At 38.3% G+C, this 24,758-nt stretch carries 20 protein-coding genes; 1 reads left to right on the forward strand and 19 read right to left on the reverse strand.

Translation table 11 applies throughout. The annotated features are described in order from the left end of the window. Positions 1-57: 57 nt before the first annotated feature. The 15 genes from ACQKMI_RS15240 to ACQKMI_RS15310 all read right to left on the reverse strand — a co-directional run bounded on the left by ACQKMI_RS15240 (position 58) and on the right by ACQKMI_RS15310 (position 18,112). Complete coding sequence (locus tag ACQKMI_RS15240) at positions 58-279, reverse strand: DUF2198 family protein (protein ID WP_323645505.1); 222 nt, start codon at positions 277-279, stop codon at positions 58-60. Beyond that, positions 279-1,460: a PDZ domain-containing protein gene (locus tag ACQKMI_RS15245; RefSeq protein ID WP_427490275.1), complete on the reverse strand. Its 1,182-nt coding sequence runs from the start codon at positions 1,458-1,460 to the stop codon at positions 279-281. Before ACQKMI_RS15245 ends, ACQKMI_RS15240 begins: the two co-directional genes overlap by 1 nt. A 204-nt stretch (positions 1,461-1,664) precedes the next feature. Next, the gene (locus ACQKMI_RS15250; RefSeq protein WP_427490277.1) at positions 1,665-3,110 is read right to left on the reverse strand and encodes a S41 family peptidase; all 1,446 of its coding nucleotides are present in this window, start codon (positions 3,108-3,110) and stop codon (positions 1,665-1,667) included. Positions 3,111-3,594: 484 nt separating this feature from the next. Continuing rightward, complete coding sequence (locus ACQKMI_RS15255) at positions 3,595-4,182, reverse strand: redoxin domain-containing protein (RefSeq protein WP_427490279.1); 588 nt, start codon at positions 4,180-4,182, stop codon at positions 3,595-3,597. Continuing rightward, positions 4,179-4,820, reverse strand: a complete 642-nt coding sequence (locus ACQKMI_RS15260; protein WP_427490281.1) for a hypothetical protein — start codon at positions 4,818-4,820, stop codon at positions 4,179-4,181. Before ACQKMI_RS15260 ends, ACQKMI_RS15255 begins: the two co-directional genes overlap by 4 nt. Before the next feature lie 315 nt (positions 4,821-5,135). Then, positions 5,136-6,482 carry a murein hydrolase activator EnvC family protein gene (locus ACQKMI_RS15265; protein WP_427490283.1) on the reverse strand — a complete coding sequence of 449 codons (1,347 nt, stop codon included), beginning with the start codon at positions 6,480-6,482 and terminating at the stop codon, positions 5,136-5,138. A gap of 79 nt (positions 6,483-6,561) precedes the next feature. Further along, positions 6,562-7,446 carry a permease-like cell division protein FtsX gene (ftsX, locus tag ACQKMI_RS15270; protein WP_427490285.1) on the reverse strand — a complete coding sequence of 295 codons (885 nt, stop codon included), beginning with the start codon at positions 7,444-7,446 and terminating at the stop codon, positions 6,562-6,564. Beyond that, entirely contained in the window at positions 7,436-8,122 is a 687-nt protein-coding gene (gene ftsE / locus ACQKMI_RS15275) for a cell division ATP-binding protein FtsE (RefSeq protein ID WP_427490287.1), read from the reverse strand. The genes ftsX and ftsE overlap by 11 nt, the downstream gene beginning before the upstream one ends. A gap of 499 nt (positions 8,123-8,621) precedes the next feature. After that, positions 8,622-9,815 carry a DUF4097 family beta strand repeat-containing protein gene (locus ACQKMI_RS15280; RefSeq protein WP_427490289.1) on the reverse strand — a complete coding sequence of 398 codons (1,194 nt, stop codon included), beginning with the start codon at positions 9,813-9,815 and terminating at the stop codon, positions 8,622-8,624. A 102-nt stretch (positions 9,816-9,917) separates the two neighbouring features. Further along, complete coding sequence (locus tag ACQKMI_RS15285) at positions 9,918-10,262, reverse strand: hypothetical protein (protein WP_427490291.1); 345 nt, start codon at positions 10,260-10,262, stop codon at positions 9,918-9,920. A gap of 280 nt (positions 10,263-10,542) precedes the next feature. Continuing rightward, positions 10,543-13,407 (reverse strand): excinuclease ABC subunit UvrA, encoded by a 2,865-nt coding sequence (uvrA, locus tag ACQKMI_RS15290; protein WP_427490293.1) that lies wholly within the window; start codon positions 13,405-13,407, stop codon positions 10,543-10,545. Between the two features lie 7 nt (positions 13,408-13,414). After that, positions 13,415-15,394 carry an excinuclease ABC subunit UvrB gene (gene uvrB / locus ACQKMI_RS15295; protein WP_427490294.1) on the reverse strand — a complete coding sequence of 660 codons (1,980 nt, stop codon included), beginning with the start codon at positions 15,392-15,394 and terminating at the stop codon, positions 13,415-13,417. 472 nt (positions 15,395-15,866) lie between these two features. After that, a complete protein-coding gene (locus ACQKMI_RS15300; protein ID WP_427490295.1) occupies positions 15,867-17,000 on the reverse strand; it encodes a DUF4179 domain-containing protein in 1,134 nt (377 codons plus the stop codon). Beyond that, positions 16,972-17,565, reverse strand: a complete 594-nt coding sequence (locus ACQKMI_RS15305) for an RNA polymerase sigma factor (protein WP_427490296.1) — start codon at positions 17,563-17,565, stop codon at positions 16,972-16,974. The genes ACQKMI_RS15300 and ACQKMI_RS15305 overlap by 29 nt, the downstream gene beginning before the upstream one ends. Before the next feature lie 304 nt (positions 17,566-17,869). After that, positions 17,870-18,112 carry an IDEAL domain-containing protein gene (locus ACQKMI_RS15310; RefSeq protein WP_427490612.1) on the reverse strand — a complete coding sequence of 81 codons (243 nt, stop codon included), beginning with the start codon at positions 18,110-18,112 and terminating at the stop codon, positions 17,870-17,872. 224 nt (positions 18,113-18,336) lie between these two features. Here ACQKMI_RS15310 and ACQKMI_RS15315 point away from each other — a divergent pair, with 224 nt between their 5' ends. Continuing rightward, on the forward strand, positions 18,337-18,846 hold the full coding sequence (locus tag ACQKMI_RS15315; protein WP_323645522.1) for a competence protein ComK: 510 nt from the start codon (positions 18,337-18,339) through the stop codon (positions 18,844-18,846). Positions 18,847-18,995: 149 nt separating this feature from the next. Here the strand turns inward: ACQKMI_RS15315 and prfB are convergent. The 4 genes from prfB to hpf form a co-directional block, all read right to left on the reverse strand. Continuing rightward, positions 18,996-20,100 (reverse strand): peptide chain release factor 2 gene (gene prfB / locus ACQKMI_RS15320; protein WP_427413545.1). Its coding sequence is split into 2 segments (ribosomal slippage): positions 18,996-20,024 and positions 20,026-20,100, totalling 1,104 coding nucleotides; the frame shifts between segments, so codons are not numbered across the junction. Between the two features lie 156 nt (positions 20,101-20,256). Next, a complete protein-coding gene (locus tag ACQKMI_RS15325; protein ID WP_427490297.1) occupies positions 20,257-20,820 on the reverse strand; it encodes a competence protein ComK in 564 nt (187 codons plus the stop codon). A 442-nt stretch (positions 20,821-21,262) separates the two neighbouring features. Further along, on the reverse strand, positions 21,263-23,773 hold the full coding sequence (secA, locus tag ACQKMI_RS15330) for a preprotein translocase subunit SecA (RefSeq protein ID WP_427490298.1): 2,511 nt from the start codon (positions 23,771-23,773) through the stop codon (positions 21,263-21,265). A 352-nt stretch (positions 23,774-24,125) separates the two neighbouring features. Further along, positions 24,126-24,677 (reverse strand): ribosome hibernation-promoting factor, HPF/YfiA family, encoded by a 552-nt coding sequence (hpf, locus tag ACQKMI_RS15335; RefSeq protein WP_427490300.1) that lies wholly within the window; start codon positions 24,675-24,677, stop codon positions 24,126-24,128. Positions 24,678-24,758 lie beyond the last annotated feature (81 nt).

Genomic DNA, 24,758 nt, shown 5'->3' on the forward strand with positions numbered 1-24,758 from the left:
AAAGTGAGAAAGCTATCACTTTAGACTGACCTTTTCTATTAAACTTAAACGATACCTTTATTTTTTCATTTTACTTGCTAGCCAAAAGCCTACTGTTAACGAAAATGCATCGATGACGAAAATAATAGGCGGCGAAGTATAACCTGCATAGACAGATGCCGCAATAAGCGCAATGGCCAAAATTAACGCAACATACCGATTAAACGTAATTCGAGTAAACAATAATACGAGTAATGCTGGTAAAAATAACGCTAACATCATTTTCCCGAAAACATCCATTATATATCCCTCGGCTCAGCTAGTAATAATCCAATACGATAATGATCATTGCTATATATAACATGCTGTGTTAAGCGTACTTCATTGTTACGATCTACTACTTCTAGACGACAATGTGCAGCATTTAATTGCAAAGCCTCGTATAAATCATTTTCAGTAAAAATGGCCTGACCGTTTACTTTACGAATACATTCCCCTGCCAGTAAGCCCATTTTTTCAGCTGGTGAATCAGGTAACACTGCCGCAATAATAGCGCCCTTTGAACTTGGGGCAACCGCATAAATGTCCGTTTTATCTTGCAGCGCGTAGAAGATTGAAATAATGATACGAATCACTACACCAATTGCTAGCGTTGTAAAGCCGATGAATGGCTCCAAGGCTGCTGCGAGTCCACCTATTAAAATTAACTGTCCTAGCATTAGCACTGATCGGCCAATTTTAGGCAATTGCAAAGTCGGTAATTCTTTTCTAGTAAGCTTAGAAAAGCCAATAACAACTGGGAATAGTACAAGTGCAAAGGTACTCTCTCCTAATGTGAATTGTGGCCAATATGGAAAATCTACCGGAATAACATCACCAGGTATTACAAAGAAGATTGGTAGTACCCATACATTTCTTGAACGATAGACAATTGCCTGCATACCTCGCTTCGTCTTTTCAACTTGGGGCGTCGTGACCATCATTGCTGCTCGACGAATTAACATGCCCTCCGCAATCACACATAGACCTGCTAAAATCGTAATCGTTACAATGGAGCCATCTAATAAATTTACACCTTCTAAAGAGATGTTCCACCAAGAAAATGTCCAATCGAATTCATACATCCACCATATCGCTAACGTCGCAAACCCCATCGTATAGATAGGTGAAAGGGCATTAACGAAGTACAATAATAGTGCCAATGCAGAAATAGCGATTAAAATCATAATAAAAGCTTTTGGCACCGTTAAACCTAAACCAACACTTACTAGTGAAATAAGGAGGGCAGATAGCCAACCATATCTCCATTGACCCATTAGCTCTGTCCAACCCCAAATAATACGTCTATTAAAAAATTTACGCTCCTGCTTTACACGCCTATAACCTAATAAAATCGCAAATAATATTGCGATATACATTAATGGGTTGATTAAAAAGCGGCCAATCGCTGTTACAATTTCTATTAATATATCACTAATCATACGAACACCCGCCGTTTCTATCTAGAATACTATGAATTTATTGTATCAAACGACTACACTCTTGCGTAGTACTAACTAGTAGAAAGACTTCTATTCTTATTTTTTTCGTCATTTTGGTGGATGTCCCAGTTTATAATAATAAAAAATGAGGATATGAGACCAAAATATCAGTCTATATCCTCAAATCAAACTATCTACTATTTTTTATTCTTCAATATTATGCAATAAAAAGCTTGTCGCCATTTGGAACTGTACATCATTTTGACGGTCCTCTTTATATTTTTTCAACGTTTCGTTTAAGCTGTTAAAGAAGGTAGTGTCTATATTAATATTCTCTTCTGCTTTTTTCAATTTCTTATCCTCTCGATAAAGCTTCACAGCCTCATCCGTCGATTCATCCAAGTAACCGTCTAAACGAGCAATTTTATAACCTAGCTTTTTTAAAGCATTTTGCGTATAAGCAATTTCCTCACTCATATCGCCCTCTTTAAACTTGCCTGATAGTGGGTGCATCTGGAAAGCGAATAATTCATTTTGTTCAATTACTAAATTAGCCTCAATCCCTTGCCCATGAATCCATTCGCGCTTTGGCGTCAGCCATTTATTTGTGGACAATTTAAGCTCTCCACCATTTTTCAGAGACCAAGACTCCTGTACTGTTCCCTTTCCAAAGCTCTTAACACCAACAAGGGAAGCACGCCCCCATCCTTTTAAAGCGCCACCAAGCACTTCACTAGCAGATGCACTGCCCGCATTCTGTAAAACAACAATCGGTATTTTGTACATAGTCTTTAAATATTTTTCGTCAAAGCTTTTTGATTCCGTTTTTAATGGTTCCATAGCACCTTCAGCATTTTGCATATAGGCAAACACTTTGCCATTCTCCAATACTGTGCTCAGTAGCGCTGCGACGCTATGTAAATAACCACCTGGATTATCCCGCACATCAATCACTAACCCTTTTATATCTTGTCGAAGCAATTTACTCGTTTCAGCAACCCATTCATTGGCCGTTTTCTCACCAAAAATCGAAATTTCCACATAACCTATCGGCGTATTTTCTACTTTCACTACTTCACTCGTCACTGTTTTATTGGAAATTGCTGCTCGTTCCATCGTCATTTTAATATGTTTATCTTCACTTGGACGATAGACGACAATCGTTACTTTCGTCCCTTTCTCCCCTTGAATTAAATGCATTAATTCACTCATCTTTTTACCTTCCACTCGAGTGCCATCAACTTGTACAATTTCATCGAGAGAGCGCATACCTGCCTTATCTGCTGGAGACGAACGGACTGGAGACACAACAATAAATTTCCCATTATTTTCAGTTAGCTCAATCCCAATACCCACTCGTTCCTCAGCTAACATTTGTCGGTGCTGTTCCGCCTCTTCCTTCGAATAATAGGTGCTATAAGGGTCCTTAATAGCATCAGCCATACCACGAAGTGCCCCTTCCACCAATGCATCTTTTTTCGTACTGTATACAGATTTTTCTTCAATTAAATTCATCGCTTCATTAATCGAATCAGCCTCTGTAACGACCGGTTCCTTTTTATCCCCTAAATTAAACCAGTCAAAATAAATGCCACTCCCTAACAATAGACTACTAGCAAGTACGCCAACACCCGCCACTATTTTGCGCAAACCTTCCCTCCTCCGTCTCTTCTACTGTATGAATTTTATTTTTCAAACATACAAGATTAAGCTTCAAACCACTTTGTTGAATCCTATGATTTTTGTTTCGCTAGTATTCTATTGTGTATCGCAGGTTTTCTTTTTCGTAGCGCGGGTATTCTATTGCAGATTGAGGGGATTTGCATTTCATAGTGTGAGTATTCTTTCGTTATTTGCGGGTATTTACATTCCTTCCGCAGGTATTCACCCGCCTTTCGCGGGTATTTGCTTTCCTTCCGCGGGTATTCACTCGCCTTTCGCGGGTATTTACCTCCCTTCCGCGGGTATTCTATCCAATCGCGGGTATTTACCTTCCTTCCGCGGGTATTCACTCGCCTTTCGCGGGTATTCTACCTCCAATCGCGGGTATTTGATAAATAAGAAAATATTCATATAAAAAAATCTGCTTCGTTTCTTCAGCAAACGAGCAGATTCTTTGAAATTTATTTTTTGCTTAGTCCATTGCATCTACATAGCTTTTTAACATTTCCACATTCATCGGCCCTTTAATTGCACGTTGAATATATCCATTTGAATCAATAAAATAGGTTGTAGGAATCGTTATTACTTGGTAGGCTAAACCGGCTGAGTTTTTCTGGTCGAGTAAAATAGGGAATGTTAAATCGAAACTTTCTCTAAATGTCATGACAGAATCTATTTTTGCGTCCTCTGTAACATCTCGCTCAGCCTCTGTTAAATTGACTGCTATTATTTCTACATTATCTTTTTTAGCATATTGTTCGTAATAATTTTGCATATGTGGCATTTCTGCCTTACATGGTGGACACCATGTTGCCCAAAAGTTTAACACGACTTTTTTTCCACGAAGCTCACTTAATGTCACATCTTCGCCATCCAAGCTTGTTAAAGTAAAATCCGGTGGTGTATCTCCATTTTTTAATCCAATCTTTCGTTCATCCATTTCTTTCCCTAGAGAAGCTGTTTCAATTTCACGATCTTTATCAATCTGTTGTCTAACATATGTACCAATCATCGCGACTACTAATAACACGACGATAAGTAGTCCAATATTTTTTTTCATTTCTTACCTCCAAATAATTTAGTTACGCCAGCAAAACGTTGAATCCCTATACCTACTATAAGTAATATGCCGCTCACCCCTACAGCCGGTTGCCATAAACCATGTGGCTGAAAGAAGGCCACTATCATAAGACCAAACGTGTATAAAAATAATGCACGTTTGATAGCCGTTATTTTCCATAGTATGAGGACTGTTAGTGTGCTTAGCACAAGTAAAGTAATCACTTCGCTATTGGTTTGATTATCATTTAGTAACACTACAAGCCATTGATAGATCGATTGCGTTAAAATGATTGCCCAGCTACAAGCAGCGATTCCAGTTTCGTCAAAATGAATTTTTTGGCGCTTCCACCAAAGCTGTAGCGATGCTGCCATTACTCCTAAAAAGACACCAATTGTTCCGCCATTGAAATAAAGTAGCGCAAACGGTTGAGCAATAACAGCTTTAAAATCAGTAACAATTATGCTAAATTTCCAAACGAGAATAAAGGTAAAAACTGCGTCTCCATATACCCCCGCCCATTTCTTCGAAAATTGTACCCGTAAAACGAGCCATACAATGAAAAATGCCACAAGCAGAGCAACAGCCGTTGCTGGTAATGTTAGTGCCCGAATAGAGAACCATTCTGTATTATTCACCTAAAAAATCCCCCACAAAAAAGATAGATTCAGCATAGCATATATTCTTTATATGAACTGTCATTTCACACTGTGTTCAATAAATCTCCCTGAAACATGCAAAAAATAAACTTTTGATGATCTTTTTTTATTGAAATACCCATCAAGGTATTCACACTGTAATTATATTACATAAAATGATGCCACACTAGGGAAAAGGCTTCTACATAACGCTAGGTCCAACTTAAATCAGGCGTATATTTTTTACTATAAAGAATGAAGAAAACAAAAAAAGCTATACATTAGAAGTACCCTAATGTATAGCTTGCAATATGTTTATACCGGAATATATTTTAATGGATTCACACTTCCGGCTGCTTGTCCTTGCCAAGCGCCGATGTGCACTTCAAAGTGTAAGTGAGGTCCTGTTACACGTCCAGTCATACCCATTGTTCCTATTTGTTGACCTTGGGATACTTCTGAACCAACACTAACATTGAAAGAATTTAAGTGTGCATACACTGTTGTATAAATTTGACCGTCGATAGAATGTGTAACGATAACAACATTACCATATGTGCTAAGTGGTGCAGCGTAAGAAACAACACCGTCAGCAGCTGCCCAAATTGGAGTACCTGTACTATTGGCAAGATCGACTCCATAGTGGAATTCTGGACCTGCGCCAATATTACGCCAGCCATAAGGTGATGTTAAACGACCATTTGTTGGCTTAATCCATGTACCATTCGATGCTGGGGCTTCGACTGTTGAAGACCCTCCGCCACTATTACTGCTTGAACTGCTTGAACTGCTTGAATTACTTGAATTTGATGCTTTTGCTGCGGCTGCTGCTGCAGCAGCGGCTGCCTTACGTTTCTCTTCTTGTTGACGAGCAATTTCAGCTAATCGATTTTGCTCATGAATGATTTTTTGTTGTAAATCCGCACTAATCTCAAGAGCCTCAGAATATTCTTTCTCAAGCAATACTTTTTCAGTCTTCAGCTTTGCTTGTTCTTTTTCTAATTGATCGATTAATTTGTTTTTCTCAGTTTTTTGTCCATTCAATGATGCTTTTAAACGATCAAGCTCAGCTTTTTTATCTTCGAGCTTTTGGCGTTTGCTTTCTAAGACTTGCTTTTGTTCCTCTAACTTTTGCTTATCCTCTTTTTGATCTTGGATAATTTGACGATCCGCTTCTAGTAAAGCATTGACAGCAGAGAATCGATCGATAAAATCTACGAAGCTATTAGAACTAAGTAGTACATCTAAATAGCTAACGGAACCACCAGCCTGAATAGCACGAGCACGATCCTCTAACAATAAGTCACGTTCTTCAATTTTACGCAGAAGCTCTGCTATATCATCTTCTAAAGCTTTTATTTCTTTATTTGTAGTTTGAATTTCTGCTAATACATTTTTAATATTACTATTCGTTTTATCAATTTCAGCATTTAATGTTTGAATTTGATCTAATATTTTTTGTTGCTTGTCTTCATTTACAGTAATAGCATTTGATTTATTTTGGATGGATGAATTTAAGCCATCTTTCTTTGATTCAATTTGTCTTTTTTCATCTTTTAAATCCGATAAACTATTTGCATAAGCTGATGGAGTTTGGATAAAAAGAAATAGTGCAGATGATGCAGCTAGTAATTTCATTAAGTTTTTCGCCATACTTTTCACCGGTTGAACTCCTTTTCGACTATTAATTTTGGTTGATGTTCGTTCTGCCTCAGCTAACTTAGTGTGAAGCTTAACGAAACTAAATTTTTAAAAACTTACGTACTGACATGAAACTTCCCCAAATACCAATTAGCACACCAATCAGTAATAGTAGACCGCTTACTTGGTACACAAGAGGTGAGAAATCAAGTACTTGAACAAGTTCGCCTTTTAATCGAGGCGCAATAATTTTATATACATTGTGGTAAAGGGTTGCGATGACCGCAATCGGAATAATAGAACCTAAAATTCCGAGCCACATTCCTTCTAATAAAAACGGGATACGTACGAATGAATTCGTTGCTCCGACAAGTTTCATAATCTCTATTTCATCACGACGTGCAATAATGGTAATTCGAATCGTATTAGAAATTAAGAAAATCGCTGTAAATAATAATCCTAAAATAAGCACGACCCCTACGTTACGGCTAATATTTAAGAAGTTAAATAGCTTTTCTACTTTGCCTTCACCATACATAACGTCATATGTATAATTAAATTTTTCAATTGTTTTAGCAACAGTAGCTGTTTGCTGAGGATCTGAAGCCTTCACATAAATTACATTACGTAATGGATTACTTTGCTCAAATAGTTTAAAATCGTCACCAAAATCTTTTACTAATTTGGTTAATTCATTTTCCCTTGTCGAATAGGTCATCTCTTCGATATCTGGCAATTTCTTAATTTTTTCCATGAGCGCTTTTTCATCAGCTTTACCTGCTGTTTCATCAATTAACACTTTAATTTCAACATCGTTTTCTAAATCAGATGCTACTTTATTTAAATTCATCATAATAAGCGCAAAGACACCTACTAATATTAATGTAACTGTAACTGCACTTACGGAAGCAATAGTCATCCAGCTATTACGGCCAAGAGACTTTAAACTTTCTCTGAAGTGACGTTTTACCGTATTAAATTTCATAGCCGTAGTCACCCCCGTGCTCATCACGGACAATCATTCCGCCTTCTATTGCAATTACTCGACGACGAATCGTATTTACGATTTCACGGTTATGTGTTGCCATTACTATAGTTGTACCTCTCGCATTAATTTCTTCAAATAAATTCATAATTTCCCAAGACGTCTCAGGGTCAAGATTCCCAGTAGGTTCATCCGCAATAACGACCTTCGGCACATTCACAATCGATCGTGCAATCGAAACACGCTGCTGTTCTCCACCTGACAGTTCATTAGGGAACATTCTAGCCTTTTGCTTCAGTCCTACAAGCTCTAAAACCTCCATCACCCGGCGGCGAATTTCCACTGGTTCTTCCTCGATTACCTCTAGAGCAAACGCTACGTTTTCATAAACATTCAAACGAGGTAGAAGTTTAAAATCTTGGAAAACCACTCCGATTTGACGACGTAAAAAAGGTACTTTTTTATTTTTCAAGGAAGCTAAATCTATACCATTAACAGTTATTACTCCCGAAGTAGCTTTTTCTTCGCGATACATTAATTTAATGAATGTAGATTTCCCTGCTCCACTTGGACCTACAACGTAGACAAATTCACCTTGCTTTATGTTAACGGAAATCCCATTTGTCGCAACAACACCATTTGGGTACTTCTTTGTCACATTTTTCATTTCTATCATATTTAAACCACCTAAATCTCTTACCTTGTAAGAGGTATTTCGTTACCTATTATAACACTCTAATTCTACCTTTTTCATTACAGTTTCATTTCATTCCATGGTAGTTCCTGCTATTTCGTTATCTGTTTGCCATAAATGTGTTAAAACTCGACATATAAAAAAAACAGAAATCGAGCCCATTAGAGGAAAGTCGATTTCTGCTTTTCTAAAGTTTTTGAGCAGAAAAAAAAGCATTCAAGCTATGTTGGTTTACATAGCTTGAATGCTTTTTTTATATCAATTATGCCTCGGCATAATTGCGTCCAGAATCGGCTTTGTGCTTGCACAAAGAACTCCTTTCCGATTCTGTGACATCCGCCGGAGGCTTTAACTTCTTTCAGCAGGTGTTGGGACACCCCTGAACAGTAGCTTAGATTCGCATTCATCTAGCCACCTATAGAGGGGAGACTTCTGTACCTGTCGCTACGCTTTCGGTACAAAATATATTTGCTGAAAGAAGTTAAACATGCTGCTCGTCAGTCGTTGTATAGCGTACTAAAACTGCACCTGTTTTAGACTCACCTTCGATAAATAGACGATTAGCATTCTCTACTTCTTTATCAAAACGTATTACTTTTGATAAAAATTGATCCTGTGATTCAATTTTCGAGACATCTTGAATACCCACATCTACTTTACCAAAATTCGTAACAATTTTTCCGCTTAACGAGATTGTACGCGGCACATACAATTCAACAGCTCCTGCGACTGTTTGAGCTTTGATTTTCGATGAATTAGTAGAGCATGTTGTGACTACAACATGTCCATTAACCGATTTTGCTTCAACTTCATCCAATGCGCCATCTAAATAGACACGGCCATTCATTGTTTCAGCCTCTAAATCTTTCCCACGAACATTTGTTAGTTCAATGGAACCATTAGAAGAATCCACTTCTGCCTTTCCAAAGTTAAACTTAGAGCCTTTAATCGCACCGTTTAATGTCTTTACTTTTAAATGCTCGAAATCCGTATCTTGTAAAGTCACACTTCCGTTCATTAAACGCACTGATAATTTTTCTAATTTATCCTTTGGAACAAGGACTTTCACATTTACTTGCACAAGCTTAAGTTGACTTAAAATTCGCAGTGAATCTCCATCTTCCTTGACAACGAATTGCTCTAGGAAATTAGCACGAGTTTCCTCTTCACTATCATTAACAAGAGGTGCCTTTACCTTGCAAACGACTTGGAAGCTATCTCCTTCAGCGGTTTCTAATGAAAAATTGCCATTCGGTAATTCAGCAATTATATTTTCTACATGTTCAGCTGCAACTTCTTCCGTATGTGTAAACTCAACTTTATCACCAAATGGAGAAGTTACATCAAATTCTTTGACCTTTTTTACTGCCGTATTCATCATATCCATAAAAAGTGAACCGATTTGTGTTAAATCTTTACGGAAATCTCGCATGTCTTCTTGGAAGTATTTAGAGAAATCTTCATCTTTTTGCGGTTGTTCATTCTTATGACTTTCATCTTTAAATACTGACTCTTTTTCTGTTGAGGAATGCTGGCCCTCATTTGACACATCATTCATAACATGTTGAGTGGACTTGCTAGGTTGCTCTAATGCTTCTAATAATATAATCGCCTCTTGCGCTGAAATTGTTCCTTTTTCCACAAGTTCTAAAATCCGTTGACGTTCATTTTGCATAATTAAAATAGCCTCCCTCAGTTCGTTATATTATTTATACGAAACACATTGTGAAAAGTTTCACCAAAAAATGAAAAATTGGGAATATATCTTATTTTAGGTTCATTTCCATAACGTGTGGTTGATTTCCGTTCCGGCTGGGCGCTTTGTTGCTGTCGCTTCGCTTTCGCACAGATAAAACATTTGTAGCTGCCGCTTTGCTTTCGCTACAGAAAACATTTGTTGTTGCTGTAGCATCGCTTTCGCACAGAGCAAAGCTTCCTGGGGGCGTCGGGGCAACAGGATGTTGGTCACGAAGGCGTTATCACAGGACGTGATGCTTTTAGCCTTCGTTCCCCTCCCGCTTCGCTTCGCTGCAAGGTCTCGGGCCAACACGATGTTGGTCACGAAGGCGTTATCACAGGATGTGATGCTTTTAGCCTTCGTTCCTCTGACGCTGATCCCCACAGCCTCCACTCCAATCAACTTATTCACATGACATACGTTTTAATAGAATGTCATCCAACTTTTAAAGTTTATCGATAAACTTTTACGTTTTATCACCCAACTTTTGAGGTTTATCGACTAACTTTCACGTTTTATCACCCAACTTTTGAAGTTTATCGACTAACTTTCACGTTTTATCACCCAGACTTTTAATTTTTATCGACATCCGCCTTCGCAGTATGCCCTTAATCGTAAAAAAGTTCGCAAATCTCCTTAGGAAATTTGCGAACTTTTTGGGGCTTTATTGAGAAGCCTTGGCTAAAACAGCTTCCATACGTTGACGATCTCTTGTTAATATTGGCTTTAAATATTTACCTGTATACGAGCCACTGACTTCAGCGACTTCTTCTGGTGTACCTGTTGCCACAATCGTGCCACCTTTGTCTCCACCTTCAGGCCCTAAGTCGATAATGTAGTCTGCTGTTTTGATGACATCTAAATTATGTTCGATGACTAGCACTGAATCGCCATTTTCTACAAGGCGCTGTAAAACAACGAGTAAACGTGCAATATCATGCGCATGTAAGCCCGTTGTCGGCTCGTCTAAAATATAGAATGATTTACCTGTTGAACGACGGTGTAATTCAGAGGCTAATTTTACACGCTGTGCCTCACCACCAGATAACGTTGTGGCAGGTTGTCCTAATTTCATATAGCCTAATCCTACATCCACGATTGTTTGTAGCTTACGCTGGATTTTCGGAATATTTTCGAAGAATACGACTGCGTTTTCAATCGTCATATCTAAAATATCTGCAATGCTCTTATCTTTATATTTCACTTCAAGTGTTTCACGGTTATAACGCTTCCCATGACAGACTTCACATGGCACGTAAACATCTGGTAGGAAATGCATTTCAATTTTTATAATACCGTCACCACGACAGGCCTCACAGCGACCTCCCTTAACGTTGAAGCTAAAGCGACCTTTTTTATAGCCACGTACTTTTGCTTCATTTGTTACTGCGAAAACATCTCGAATATCATCAAAAACACCTGTATACGTAGCAGGATTAGAGCGAGGTGTACGACCGATTGGTGATTGGTCAATATCTATAACCTTTTCGAGCTCATCAATCCCTGTTATTTCTTTATGTTCTCCTGGCTTCACCTTTGAACGATTAAGCTTTTGAGCCAATGACTTATATAAAATTTCATTAATAAGCGTTGATTTACCTGACCCTGAAACCCCAGTTACGGCAACGAATAAACCAAGTGGTACATCCACCTTCACATTTTGAAGATTATTTTCCTTGGCACCTTTAATCGATAATTTGCGTCCATTCGGTTTGCGTCGCTCAATTGGCAGTGGAATAAACTTCTTACCACTTAAATATTGCCCCGTCAAAGACTCTTCATTTTCCATTACTTCCTGAGGTGTTCCTGCCGCTACAATTTGACCGCCATGCACACCTGCACCAGGACCAACATCAATAAGATAATCAGCCGCAAGCATTGTATCTTCATCGTGCTCGACAACAATAAGCGTATTGCCAATATCACGCATATTTTGCAGTGTACTTATAAGACGATCATTATCACGTTGATGCAAGCCGATTGATGGTTCGTCTAAAATATAGAGCACACCTGTTAAACGTGAGCCGATTTGCGTCGCAAGGCGAATTCGTTGCGCTTCTCCACCTGAAAGCGTTCCTGCCGCTCGACTTAACGTTAAATAATCTAACCCTACATTGACAAGGAAGCCCAGTCGTTCTTCAATTTCTCGTAAAACAAGTCGAGCAATTTTCATATCCTTTTCTGATAAATTCAGCTCTTTGAAAAATGAATCAGCTTCTTGAATGGAATACTGTGTAACTTCACCAATATGCTTATCTGCTAGTTTTACAGCTAATGTTTCAGGCTTTAAGCGATACCCTTTACAAGATGGACATGGTTGCTGAGCCATATATTTTTCCATTTGTTCACGCACGTAATCAGACGTTGTCTCCTTAAAACGGCGCTCCACATTACGGACAACACCTTCGAATTCGATCATTTGATCTCGCACATTGCCAAACTCATTTTCATAATGGAAGTGGATTTTCTCTGTACCAGAACCATATAAAATTTTATCCATCTTTTCTTTCGGCAGATCCTTTACGGGTACGTCCATCGGGATATCATAATGATCGCACACAGCCTTTAATAACTGTGGATAATATTGAGAGCTTGTCGGTTCCCACGGTGCTAAAGCATGCTCTAATAAACTTCGATTCCAATCGGGTACCACTAAATCAAGATCTACCTCTTGTGTCGAGCCTAAACCATCACAGCTTGGACAAGCTCCAAATGGACTGTTAAATGAAAACATACGAGGCTCTAGCTCACCGATTGAAAATCCACATAATGGACAAGCATGATGCTCACTAAATAATAATTCCTCATGCTCCATTACATCGACAAGTACTCGCCCTTCTGCCAAACGTAATGCTGTCTCTAAGGAATCACTAAGACGTGCCGCGACACCTTCCTTCATCACAACACGATCGATGACTACTTCTATTGAATGCTTTTTGTTTTTATCAAGTTCAATCGAATCATCTAAATCACGTAGCTCACCGTCGATACGTACTCGAACAAAGCCTTGCTTTTTTAAATCCTCCAGTAGCTTTACGTGTGTTCCCTTACGCCCTGCTACCATTGGAGCAAGCAACTGCATTTTCGTTCTTTCAGGATAAGTTAGTAAACGATCGACCATTTGCTCAATCGTTTGGGAGGTAATTTCAACACCATGATTCGGACAAATGGGCTTACCGATGCGCGCATATAGCAAACGTAAATAATCATAGATTTCCGTTACTGTCCCAACTGTCGAACGTGGATTACGGCTCGTCGTTTTTTGATCGATTGAAATAGCAGGAGATAATCCCTCTATCGCATCGACGTCTGGTTTATCCATTTGACCAAGAAATTGACGGGCATAGGCTGAAAGGGATTCTACATAACGGCGTTGTCCCTCGGCATAAATCGTATCGAACGCTAATGATGATTTCCCTGAGCCCGATAAACCTGTTAGCACGACTAATTGATCGCGTGGAATTGTGACATTGATATTTTTTAAATTATGTGCTCGTGCGCCCTGCACGACTATTTCAGTATTTTTCACAAGCCGTTCACCCTTCTAATTTCAATTCAAATATTGTATCGCGTAGCTCAGCAGCACGTTCGAAATCGAGTGCTTTTGCTGCTTCCTTCATTTCTACTTCTAGCGAAGCAAGTAACTGCTCTTTTTCCGCCTTCGTCAGCTTCTTACCTTTTGTGGCCTTCGCTACATAATTCTCTTCTTCCTCTGCCACCTGTGTCGCACGAATAACATCAGGAATTTTTTTAACAATCGTTTTCGGTGTAATACCATGCTCCTCGTTATACGCCATTTGCAGTACTCGACGACGCTTCGTTTCCTCAATCGCCTTTTTCATCGAATCCGTCATATTATCTGCATACATAATGACATGACCATTAGCATTACGCGCGGCACGTCCAATCGTTTGAATTAACGAACGCTCTGAACGTAAAAATCCTTCCTTGTCAGCATCTAAAATCGCCACAAGAGAAACCTCAGGAATATCTAGCCCTTCACGCAATAAGTTAATGCCGATTAGAACATCATACGTACCTTTTCGCAACTCACGAATAATTTCAATTCGCTCTAGCGTCTTAATCTCTGAATGTAAGTACTCTACCTTTAAGCCCATTTCTTTCAAATAAGCTGATAAATCCTCTGACATTTTTTTCGTCAATGTTGTAACGAGCACTCGTTCATTACGAGCAATACGATCTTGAATCTGATCAATTAAATCATCAATTTGCCCTTCAATAGGACGTACGTCAATTTGTGGATCAAGCAGCCCAGTTGGACGAATAATTTGCTGCACCATTTCCGGAGTATGCTCAAGCTCATACGGGCCAGGTGTTGCCGATACATAAATAGCTTGATGTATATGTTTCTCATATTCTTCAAAACGTAAAGGTCGGTTATCTAGTGCTGATGGCAAACGGAAGCCATGCTCAACTAGCACACCTTTACGTGCTTGGTCACCGTTATACATCCCTCGAACTTGCGGCAAAGTCACGTGACTTTCATCGACAACAAGTAAAAAATCATCAGGGAAATAGTCAAGTAGTGTATATGGAGTTGCCCCCGCTTCACGCAATGTTAAATGACGCGAGTAGTTTTCAATACCCGAGCAAAAGCCCATTTCACGCATCATTTCTAAATCGTAACGAGTGCGTTGCTCTAAACGCTGCGCCTCTAATAATCTATCCTCTGCACGCAAAAGAGCTAAACGCTCCTCCAACTCTTTTTCAATATTATCAATAGCTTTTAGCAATTTTTCTTCTCGTGTAACGAAGTGGGACGCTGGGAAAATAGCAACATGATCACGCTCTGCTAGTATTTCTCCCGTTAACGCATCTACCTCGCGAATTCGATCAATCTCATCCCCAAAAAATTCCACGCGGATACAATGTTCATCACGGGATGCAGGGAAAATTTCCACTACATCACCACGTACCCGAAACGTCCCACGTGTAAAACTCACATCATTACGCTCATACTGTACATCGACCAATTTTCGAAGCAACTGATTACGTTCAATTTCCATTCCCGTACGCACTGATACGACCAGTTCACGATATTCTTCTGGAGAACCTAGACCATAAATACAAGACACGGATGCAATAACAATGACATCATCACGCTCGAATAATGCAGATGTCGCAGAGTGACGCAACTTATCAATTTCATCATTAATGCTTGAATCTTTCTCGATATAAGTATCCGTCTGCGGTACATAAGCTTCTGGCTGAAAGTAATCATAGTAGCTGACAAAATATTCAACTGCATTATCAGGGAAGAACTCTTTAAACTCACTATACAATTGACCCGCTAGTGTTTTATTGTGTGCCATAATAAGTGTCGGTTTTTTTACCTGTTTAATGACATTAGAGATCGTAAACGTTTTACCTGTTCCTGTTGCACCAAGCAAAGTTTGATGACGTTTACCTGCACGTACACCCTCCACTAATTCCGCAATTGCCTGCGGCTGATCTCCACTAGGCGTATATGGCGCTTGTAAATCAAATGTTTGCACACATGTCCCCGTCCTTTCCTTCCAATTTGTACATATATTTTAGCATAGCATTATTAAAATTTCGAACATTTAACGAACGAATGTTTGTAAATATTTTTTCATTTGCTATATTTGTGATGAATTCAACAGAACGTATGTACTTTAAAAATTAATTGGAACCTCTCTATCAATAGATTACCCTTTCCAAATGTTAGCTAATCGAGATGGGACGATGTAAATACATGACCTTGGCAGGAATTTCACTGTTTGGTGTGGATTGCTCGTCGGGTTTAGGTTTATTAAAGGGTTATGTAAGCGGAGTCTAAGGGATTTGATTGGGTTGCCGGGGGAACTGATCAGGTAGCTGAATTACTGCTCGGGTTACCAGTAAAACTGATCAGCTTGGTTAGAAAATTATAGTTTTAAAGTAAGTAAATAATTTGAAACACTAAAAAGTAGAGAAAGTGAGATTTGCCCCACTTTCTCTACTTTTTTATTTTTGTGAGTTAATCGGTAGTGTAACCTCTAGCTCAGGGATGTATTGAATCTTCGGCTGACCATTTTCATCCAATTGAAATTCACCTTTTGGATACTCTTTAAAGAGATGTATATATGGCTTAAGGGTTATTGTTTTTGGAATGGATTCAAAAGGTGTATATCGATGATCCATAATCTTATCGCTACCATTTGACTCATACGAACCAAGGCCACCAATTAGTTTTAGTTTATGTCCTTGTTCATCAACAACATCTATTCCCATTATTAGCTCTGCGACGGGTGAATTGTCTGTTAAAATGGTTCTTGTCGTTATATTGGTTGTAATAGGAGTCAGCTCGATCTTTTCAATAGTAAAATGAATATTATCATATTGTCGACTTACATTAGGTTGTAAAGTTACATAGTCTTCAATTTTATTTTTCACAGGAATATCGATTTCTAAAGGGTCCTGTATACCAGTTATTGTAGTACGCAATGTTAAATCAAACTGTTCGGGAAAAGGACGCCCCCCTTGATTTCTTTCATCCACAAATTCAATAATGGCAGAATCATTATCTTTACCTGGGTTTATTATAATTCCATTCATTGAATTTTCCGGATCCGGAGCAAAAGCCTTAAGGGGATTACCATTTATAAACAATTTAATATCACTAATACGATCCATTAAAGTTTCTTTCTCATTCTCTATATGAGGACGTTCAATAGCTATTGAAACGCGTGTACCGTCATACACTACTTCAGATACACTTAATGTAAAATCATCACGAGTAACACTTGTATGAAGTTTAGTTGAAAGCCCCTTTTCATCAGCAGTTTGCAGACCAAGATCACCAGCAAGTTTGAAAATAGATGAAAGCACGGGAACTTGTTTGATCGTTGCAGCCAAAGTTGGTGAAACTAAGCTAGTGACAAATATAAGACAAATAATCATTGCTGCCGAGGCTACTATCATCATCACTCTTTGACGCATTTTCTTAGGGGTTCTAGAACTTTCTGGCTGCTTTGTATAACGAGTGCTTTCATATTTATTCATTGTACGATTAACTAAATCAATTTCCATTGGGGTTTCTCGGATTAATCTTTCTAACTGATCTAACTCTTTATCCTCCTGTTTTGAACGAGTGTGCATAAATTTCCCCTCCCAACTTATTCTTTTTCATCAATTTTTTACGTAATCGTTCATATTTTTTTCGAACAGTAGTTGGTTTAAGCTCCATAATAGCAGCGATTTCGTCGAAGCTATATTCTTCTATCGATCGAAGTAACAGAATCCTTCTTTCGTCCATATGTAACTGTTCTAATAACTCATGAATGATATCGTCATATTGAAATTCTTGTTCCTGCGTGTGATCGTGTGCGTGATCTTTCTTAAAACCTGTCCAAAATTTATAGCCTTTATTTTTCTTTTTTATTAAATCAATACAGTGATGATGAGCAATTTTATAAAGCCATGCTGAGAAAGAAACCGTATAAGAAAAATTACTAATATTCTCTAATCCCTTTATAAAAATATCTTGTGAAGCATCCTCAGCTTCTTCTTTGTTTCCTAAAAGATAGTAGCAGTAAATATAGATTGGCTTTTGAAAACAACGAATTATTTCTGTATAGGCATGAATATCACCTGTTTGAACTTGTTCCACGATAGATTTTATATCTAAATCGGCATTTTTCTTGGAGTTATTCAGTACAGTCAATTGTTTCCCCTCCTTTCTAACCTATATAACTGAAATTAATGGGGTTTTGTGACACTATAAAAAAACTTTTTGGGAAAAATTTTTAAAAAGAGACTCAACTTAGGACGCTTTACTTCTATGACGTTATATACATAAATCTTTTTCTACCAAAAAGACTTAGTTATTCAAAACAAAAATCCCTTCTTCTCTTCTGTCGATTCTTCTTCATGCTCTACATTCGAATTCAAGGGTTCCACTTACCAATCTTACAAATAAAATCACAAAAAAATCCCACCCTCCAATAACAGAGAGCGGGCTCGTCATATTATTCAGTTGTATCTTGGTGTAAAGCAATTAGTTCGTTTGCGTATAGATGAAATGCGTTTTCATCTTTGTCATCGAGTGCTCTATCTATCAGAACCATGAGCTGCTCTTCACGATGCTTACGCTGGATATGATTTAAAAATAAATCTAAATAAATCTCGTTTAATAATTTCTCTGCCTCATCAACTTTCTTTGTCTGACCAACGGCTTTTAGAAAATCTGTATACGAATAATATTTATCCAACGATCTCACCTCGATCCTTTTCTAAATTATAAGAAAATTGAAATTAAAATGCAATGCTTAAGAACTGAAAATCACTTCGATTTACTATTATTCTCGTGCTATTTTAAGCAATCATTCTAAGCAATTGCTTGAAATAGCGCGAGGTTCCACCATTTATCTATATTTTCTGAATTTAATTTTGTATTTTACACTTCAAGAAGAAATAGAAAAAGGAGGCTTACATAATGTCAGCAAACTACGTCAATGGATATTTACTTTCTTTTAACACCTATTTACTTCAACCAGTTCAGTACGACTCTAAAATTTTCACTCGGGTAATTGACAAGCATAATGAACTTATCGTCACACGGAAGCCAATGCATATATTACGAAAATCTTGTATTTCACTAGGCACAACCTATGAAGCAGCAAAACATTCCGCCAAACGTTTCTTCGGCAATCAGCATAAGCTTCCAATCGTCGTTGCTTATGATTATGGTTATCCCTGTATTTTTCTACCAATCTATTCGCCAAACTCTATCCACAACATCTGGATTGGACTTCACGCCATTTCGAATATTGTACCAAGTAAAACGGGCTGTATCGTCACACTGAAAAATGATAAACAAATTGAATTACCCATTCAATATGCTTCGATTAGCAAGCAATTTGTCAATGCATCGATGTTATATAAGCATTACATGGATGAGCGCAAGCAAATTAGTCAGGACACCCCGAATCACCCACCTTTTTAAAGCAATCAATTTCGCCTTGGCGTAATTGTAGCTGACGCTTTGCTTTCGCTACAGAAAACATTTGTAGCTGACGCTACAAAAAATATCTGCTGAATGACAATAAAAACCCCTCAAAAGCACAATTTTACTGTGCCTCTGAGGGGCCTTCATTACCCGATTTTTGAACGTAAATATGCATTAATGAATGGATCTAAATCGCCATCCATCACCGCACCTACATTACCTGTTTCTTCATTTGTACGATGATCCTTCACCATTGAGTAAGGATGGAATACGTATGAACGAATTTGTGAACCCCAGCCGATTTCCTTCTGTTCACCACGGATTTCATCTAGCTGTGCCTGCTGCTTTTCAATCTCTAATTGATAGAGCTTCCCTTTTAACATCGTCATTGCTTTTTCACGGTTTTTAATTTGTGAACGTTCTGCCTGACATTGTACGACAGTACCCGTTGGAGTGTGCGTAATACGAACAGCTGAATCTGTCGTGTTAATATGCTGACCACCAGCTCCTGTTGCACGATACGTATCAATTTTTAAATCCTCTGTGCGAATATCAATTTCAATATTATCATCGAATTCAGGCATAACATCACAAGAAACGAATGATGTGTGACGACGACCTGAAGAGTCAAACGGTGAAATACGTACTAATCGATGGACACCTTTTTCTGCTTGTAAATAGCCGTAAGCATTATGACCCTTAATGGACAATGTTACAGATTTAATACCCGCTTCATCACCAGGAAGATAATCGACTGTTTCCACTTTAAAGCCACGTTTTTCCGCCCAGCGTGTGTACATACGAAGTAGCATTGAGCCCCAATCCTGAGATTCCGTACCACCTGCTCCTGGGTGTAACTCTAAAATCGCATTGTTTTGATCATAAGGGCCACTTAATAGTAATTGCAGCTCAAAATCGCCCATTTTTTGCTGGAATTCTACTAATTCATTGCCTAGCTCCTCCTGCAATTCTTCATCAGGCTCTTCTTGCAATAGCTCTAGCGTCATGTCTAGGTTCTCGTGTGTTTCCACTAAATCTTTATATTCATTAACAATTGCTTTTAAGCCATTACTCTCATTAATGATTACCTGTGCACCTTGCTGGTCATCCCAGAAGCCTGGCTCAAGCATCATTTCATCTAATTCCTGCATACGTGCCTCTTTGTTTTCTAAGTCAAAGAGACCCCCTAAAGTCCGCCAATTTTTTGGCTGAAGTGTCTAACGCGTTACGTACATCTGCTAATTCAATCATTGTTAAATCCTCCGAACATTTTTAGTGGGGCAATCTGGTATACTTTTATGACAACCATTAGGTTTTTAAAAGCGCTAAGAAATGATTTTAAAACACTTCTCCCTCAAGCCCCGTATCTCTTTATTATAACGTTTTTACGAAGGAAAACATACTTTTTTACAACACAGTTTTGTTTCTATCATTTTTAACATCTTCGTCAAAGATAACGTTGTTCGTCATTCGCGGGAATACTCTACCTTGATCATATTGAACTAGTAAATGCTTCGTTCGCTTCTCTAGTTTATATTTTAGTAAATACGCTCTTTGAATTCTGTATTCAAATGATCTGAAACTTAGATCCACAGTAATTTCATAGCCGTTCATAAAAATTACTTTTGTATTCTTTTTATCCATAGCTTGATAGTCCTGAATATGATGGACAGCAAACCATTGACATTCAGGTCGTATAAAAGACTTACTTGGAAACCATACAATATTACTTCGTTCATGAACAACTATTGGATTTTTATTTAGCTTTCCCAGTATCATTTTCGAGCCATCGAATGCCCCTCTTAAGCTTGAACCAAAATATCGTAGATTATAATCCATTAATTTTGTAGGCGCTAATTTTGAAATATATTCGCTATCCCTTTCAATTACGCGCGTGCACAAGTTTCCTAAGGCATCATACTCCGGCATATACAGCATCGTTTCGCTACTCATTATGTCATCACACTTCATTGTTATTCCTCCTTTATTTTTTCTAGTAAAGAGGAGTATACTACTAAATATATTGGTATACTCCAATGTATTTCCTCGAGAAGGTCTTCCACGGACTACAGTTCTCGAGGATTTTTTATCCCCACATATCAATCACCCCCCTCGGTTTCCTATTCCAGAACTTTCAGACTATTCTTGTATATTCATAATAAATCAGAAAAAAGTTATATACATTACCCTTTTTATTGAACTATTTACCTATTGTTGTAGTATTATGTACCTTTTTTCTGAATTTTCTAATATTTTCACTTATAGCAAAGCATAAAGGGACAAACCTTCTCTCGTTGTCCGCTTTATTTGCAGTAAGGATATCCATCCATTTAAATCGTGAAGATAACCTCAAACATAGAAAAAAAGACCATTTTAACTTATCGTTAAAATGATCTTTTTCGTCATCATACACTTATTGACCTGCACCATGGCAGTTTTTAAATTTCTTACCGCTTCCACATGGACATAAATCATTACGTCCGATATTTTCTGACTTACGGACAGGTTGCTTTTTCGGAGCTGGACCGCCATCCTCTTTCGGATTAACAGCTTGACCTTTTGCAACTTCCTCACGCTCTAAATTATTGTTGATTTCTGCTTTCATCGCATATTTTGCTACATCTTCGCGAATGGAAGCAACCATATCCTCAAACATAGCAAAGCCTTCTTGTTGATACTCACGAAGTGGGTCATTTTGACCATATGCACGAAGATGGATACCTTGACGTAACTGATCCATAGCATCAATATGATCAATCCACTTCGTATCAATTGAACGTAATAAGATAACTTTTTCAAATTCACGCATACGCTCTGGTGTAAGCTGTTCTTCTTTTTCATCATAACGTGCTTGGACAGTGTTAGAAATTAGCTGGTTAATCTCTTCTGCAGATTTACCTTGGAAATCTGTCACCTTCAGAACGCCTTCATCTAATAGATTTGCTGCGACAAAGTCATCAATTGCTTTTAAGTTCCAATCCTTCTGCTCACCTTGCGTATACACTGCGACAATGCTATCGATTGTTTCTTGAATCATCGACTCAACAAGCACACGCATATTTTCTGTTTCTAATACGTCGTAACGCTCTTGATAAATAATCTCACGTTGCTGACGTAGCACATCATCATATTGTAATAAACGTTTACGCGCATCGAAGTTATTACCTTCAACACGTTTTTGAGCTGATTCTACTGCTCTTGAAACAACTTTAGATTGTAGTGGCTGTGAATCATCCATCCCTAATTTCATCATCATGGATTTCATATTATCAGAGCCGAAACGACGCATTAATTCATCTTCTAGTGACAGATAGAATTGCGTAATACCTGGGTTCCCTTGACGACCAGAACGACCACGCAGCTGATTATCGATACGACGAGATTCATGACGCTCTGTACCAATTACCGCTAAACCGCCAATCTCCATTACACCTTCTCCAGGCTTAATGTCTGTACCACGACCAGCCATGTTCGTAGCGATCGTTACGGCACCCTTCGTACCAGCATTCGCAATAATTTCTGCTTCACGTTCATGGTTTTTCGCATTCAAGACGTTATGTGGGATTTTATGTTTATTTAATAAATCCGAAATAATTTCAGATGTTTCAATAGCAACAGTACCGACAAGAACTGGTTGTCCAGCTTTATGGCGCTCTGCAATATCTGCCGCCACCGCTTTATATTTTCCTTCCATCGAAGCAAAAATTAAGTCAGCACGGTCATCACGAGCAATCGGCTTATTCGTTGGAATCGCCACAACACTCATATTATAAATATTACGGAATTCCTCTTCCTCTGTTTTCGCTGTACCTGTCATACCTGAAAGCTTTTGATACATACGGAAGTAGTTTTGGAATGTAATTGTCGCCATCGTCATCGATTCATTTTGAATCTCAACGCCCTCTTTGGCCTCGATCGCCTGATGCAGCCCATCTGAGTAGCGACGACCTTTCATTAAACGACCTGTAAAGCCATCAACAATAATGATTTCGCCCTCTTGTACAACATAATCAACATCATTATGCATACTTACATGTGCCTTTAACGATTGGTTAATCGCATGGTTTAAACGTACATGTGTTAAATCAAATAGGTTATCAATGCCAAATGCTTTCTCTGCCTTTTCAACACCAGCATCTGTCAACGTAACACCCTTTGTCGACTCTTCATATGTGTAATCCGTTTCCGCACTTAACATACGAACAAACGCATTAGACTGTTTATAAAGCTGCGCTGATTTCCCAGCCTGACCCGAAATAATTAATGGCGTACGCGCTTCATCAATTAAAATAGAGTCAACTTCATCGATGACCGCATAATGTAGCGGACGTTGTACACGTTCCTCTTTATAAAGCACCATATTATCACGTAAATAGTCAAAGCCTAGCTCATTGTTTGTACTATACGTAATATCAGCTTCATAGGCTGCACGTTTTTCTTCTTTTGTCAGGCTGTTCAAATTTAAGCCAACCGTTAAGCCTAAGAAATTATACAGATGTCCCATTTCCTCAGCATCACGACTCGCTAAATATTCATTGACTGTCACAACATGTACGCCTTTACTAGTAATGGCATTTAAATAAACAGCCATCGTAGCCGTTAACGTTTTACCTTCACCAGTTTTCATTTCCGCAATGTTACCTTCATCTAATGCCGCAGCACCCATAATTTGTACACGGAATGGGTACATCTCTAACACACGCTTTGACCCTTCACGACATACCGCAAAAGCTTCCGCACGAATTGACTCTATAGACTCTCCGTCGGCATAGCGTTTTTTAAATTCTTCTGTTTTCGCTTGTAATTGATCATCTGAAAGCTGTTCCATTTGAGAAGCGAATCCCTCAACCTGGTCAGCGATTTTTTCTAATTTTTTTAGTTCACGTTTATTGAAATCAAATAATTTATTTAATAGGTTTACCATGAATTTTTTCACTTCCTATATAGTCTCAACTTTCATTTTACCATTGTGTAACAGTTTCATGCAAACAGAGTCCCTAGCCTAAAAAGAAATCCAATCAATTTCGCCTTGGCGTAATTGTTGCTGTCGCTTTGCTTTCGCACAGATAAACAATGCGTCCGGATTTTGAATTGTGCTAGCACAATTGACTCCTTTCAAAATCCGCGACATCTGCCAGAGGCTTATCTTCATTCAGTAGGCGTTGGAGAAAAGATATACCTGCAATCATTCCATCACCTTTTGAGATAAGAATTTTCTACTGAATGAAGATAAAAAAGGCTCCCGCTATGGCGAGAGCCCTTGGACATATTAAAGTTTAAGTTGTTTCAATTAAGCCGTATTTACCGTCTCTACGTTTGTAGACAATATTTGTGCCGTTTGATTCCGCATCTGTAAAGATATAGAAATCATGCCCTAGCATATTCATTTGTAAAACAGCTTCTTCTTGATCCATCGGTTTTAAATCAAATTGCTTTGTACGAACAATTGAGTATTCATCTTCTTCTGTTACTGCATCAGCGGCTGCTTGAGAAGTAGCAAAATAAAGGCCTGTACCTTCACGCTCACGGAATTTACGGTTTACTTTTGTTTTATGCTTACGGATTTGACGTTCTAATTTATCAACGATTAAGTCAATCGCAGCATACATATCATTATGACGCTCTTCTGCACGAAGAGTTAAGTTCTTCATTGGAATTGTAACTTCCACTTTAGTCTGCTTGTCATTATAAACCTTTAAATTTACGTTAGCGTTGGCGTTAACATCTTCGTTAAAATAGCGTTCAACTTTCTCGACTTTGTTCTCAACATACTCTCGAATAGCTGGAGTTACCTCAATATTTTCACCACGAATGTTAAAGTTTAACATGTAAACTCCTCCTTTATAACTGCTATACTTTATATTTCTACACAAGTGTGCGAAATTCCTCTAAAATAATTCTTTTTTTCA

Source organism: Lysinibacillus sp. NPDC097214, assembly GCF_050277945.1.
Lineage (GTDB): Bacteria > Bacillota > Bacilli > Bacillales_A > Planococcaceae > Lysinibacillus > Lysinibacillus xylanilyticus_B.

Coding starts and splice junctions, on each gene's coding strand:
- ACQKMI_RS15240 (WP_323645505.1), bottom strand. CDS start 279: ATGGATGTTTTCGGGAAAATGATGTTAGCGTTATTTTTACCAGCATTA.
- ACQKMI_RS15245 (WP_427490275.1), bottom strand. CDS start 1,460: ATGATTAGTGATATATTAATAGAAATTGTAACAGCGATTGGCCGCTTT.
- ACQKMI_RS15255 (WP_427490279.1), bottom strand. CDS start 4,182: ATGAAAAAAAATATTGGACTACTTATCGTCGTGTTATTAGTAGTCGCG.
- ftsX (WP_427490285.1), bottom strand. CDS start 7,446: ATGAAATTTAATACGGTAAAACGTCACTTCAGAGAAAGTTTAAAGTCT.
- ftsE (WP_427490287.1), bottom strand. CDS start 8,122: ATGATAGAAATGAAAAATGTGACAAAGAAGTACCCAAATGGTGTTGTT.
- ACQKMI_RS15280 (WP_427490289.1), bottom strand. CDS start 9,815: ATGCAAAATGAACGTCAACGGATTTTAGAACTTGTGGAAAAAGGAACA.
- ACQKMI_RS15300 (WP_427490295.1), bottom strand. CDS start 17,000: ATGCACACTCGTTCAAAACAGGAGGATAAAGAGTTAGATCAGTTAGAA.
- ACQKMI_RS15315 (WP_323645522.1), top strand. CDS start 18,337: ATGTCAGCAAACTACGTCAATGGATATTTACTTTCTTTTAACACCTAT.
- ACQKMI_RS15325 (WP_427490297.1), bottom strand. CDS start 20,820: ATGAAGTGTGATGACATAATGAGTAGCGAAACGATGCTGTATATGCCG.
- secA (WP_427490298.1), bottom strand. CDS start 23,773: ATGGTAAACCTATTAAATAAATTATTTGATTTCAATAAACGTGAACTA.
- hpf (WP_427490300.1), bottom strand. CDS start 24,677: ATGTTAAACTTTAACATTCGTGGTGAAAATATTGAGGTAACTCCAGCT.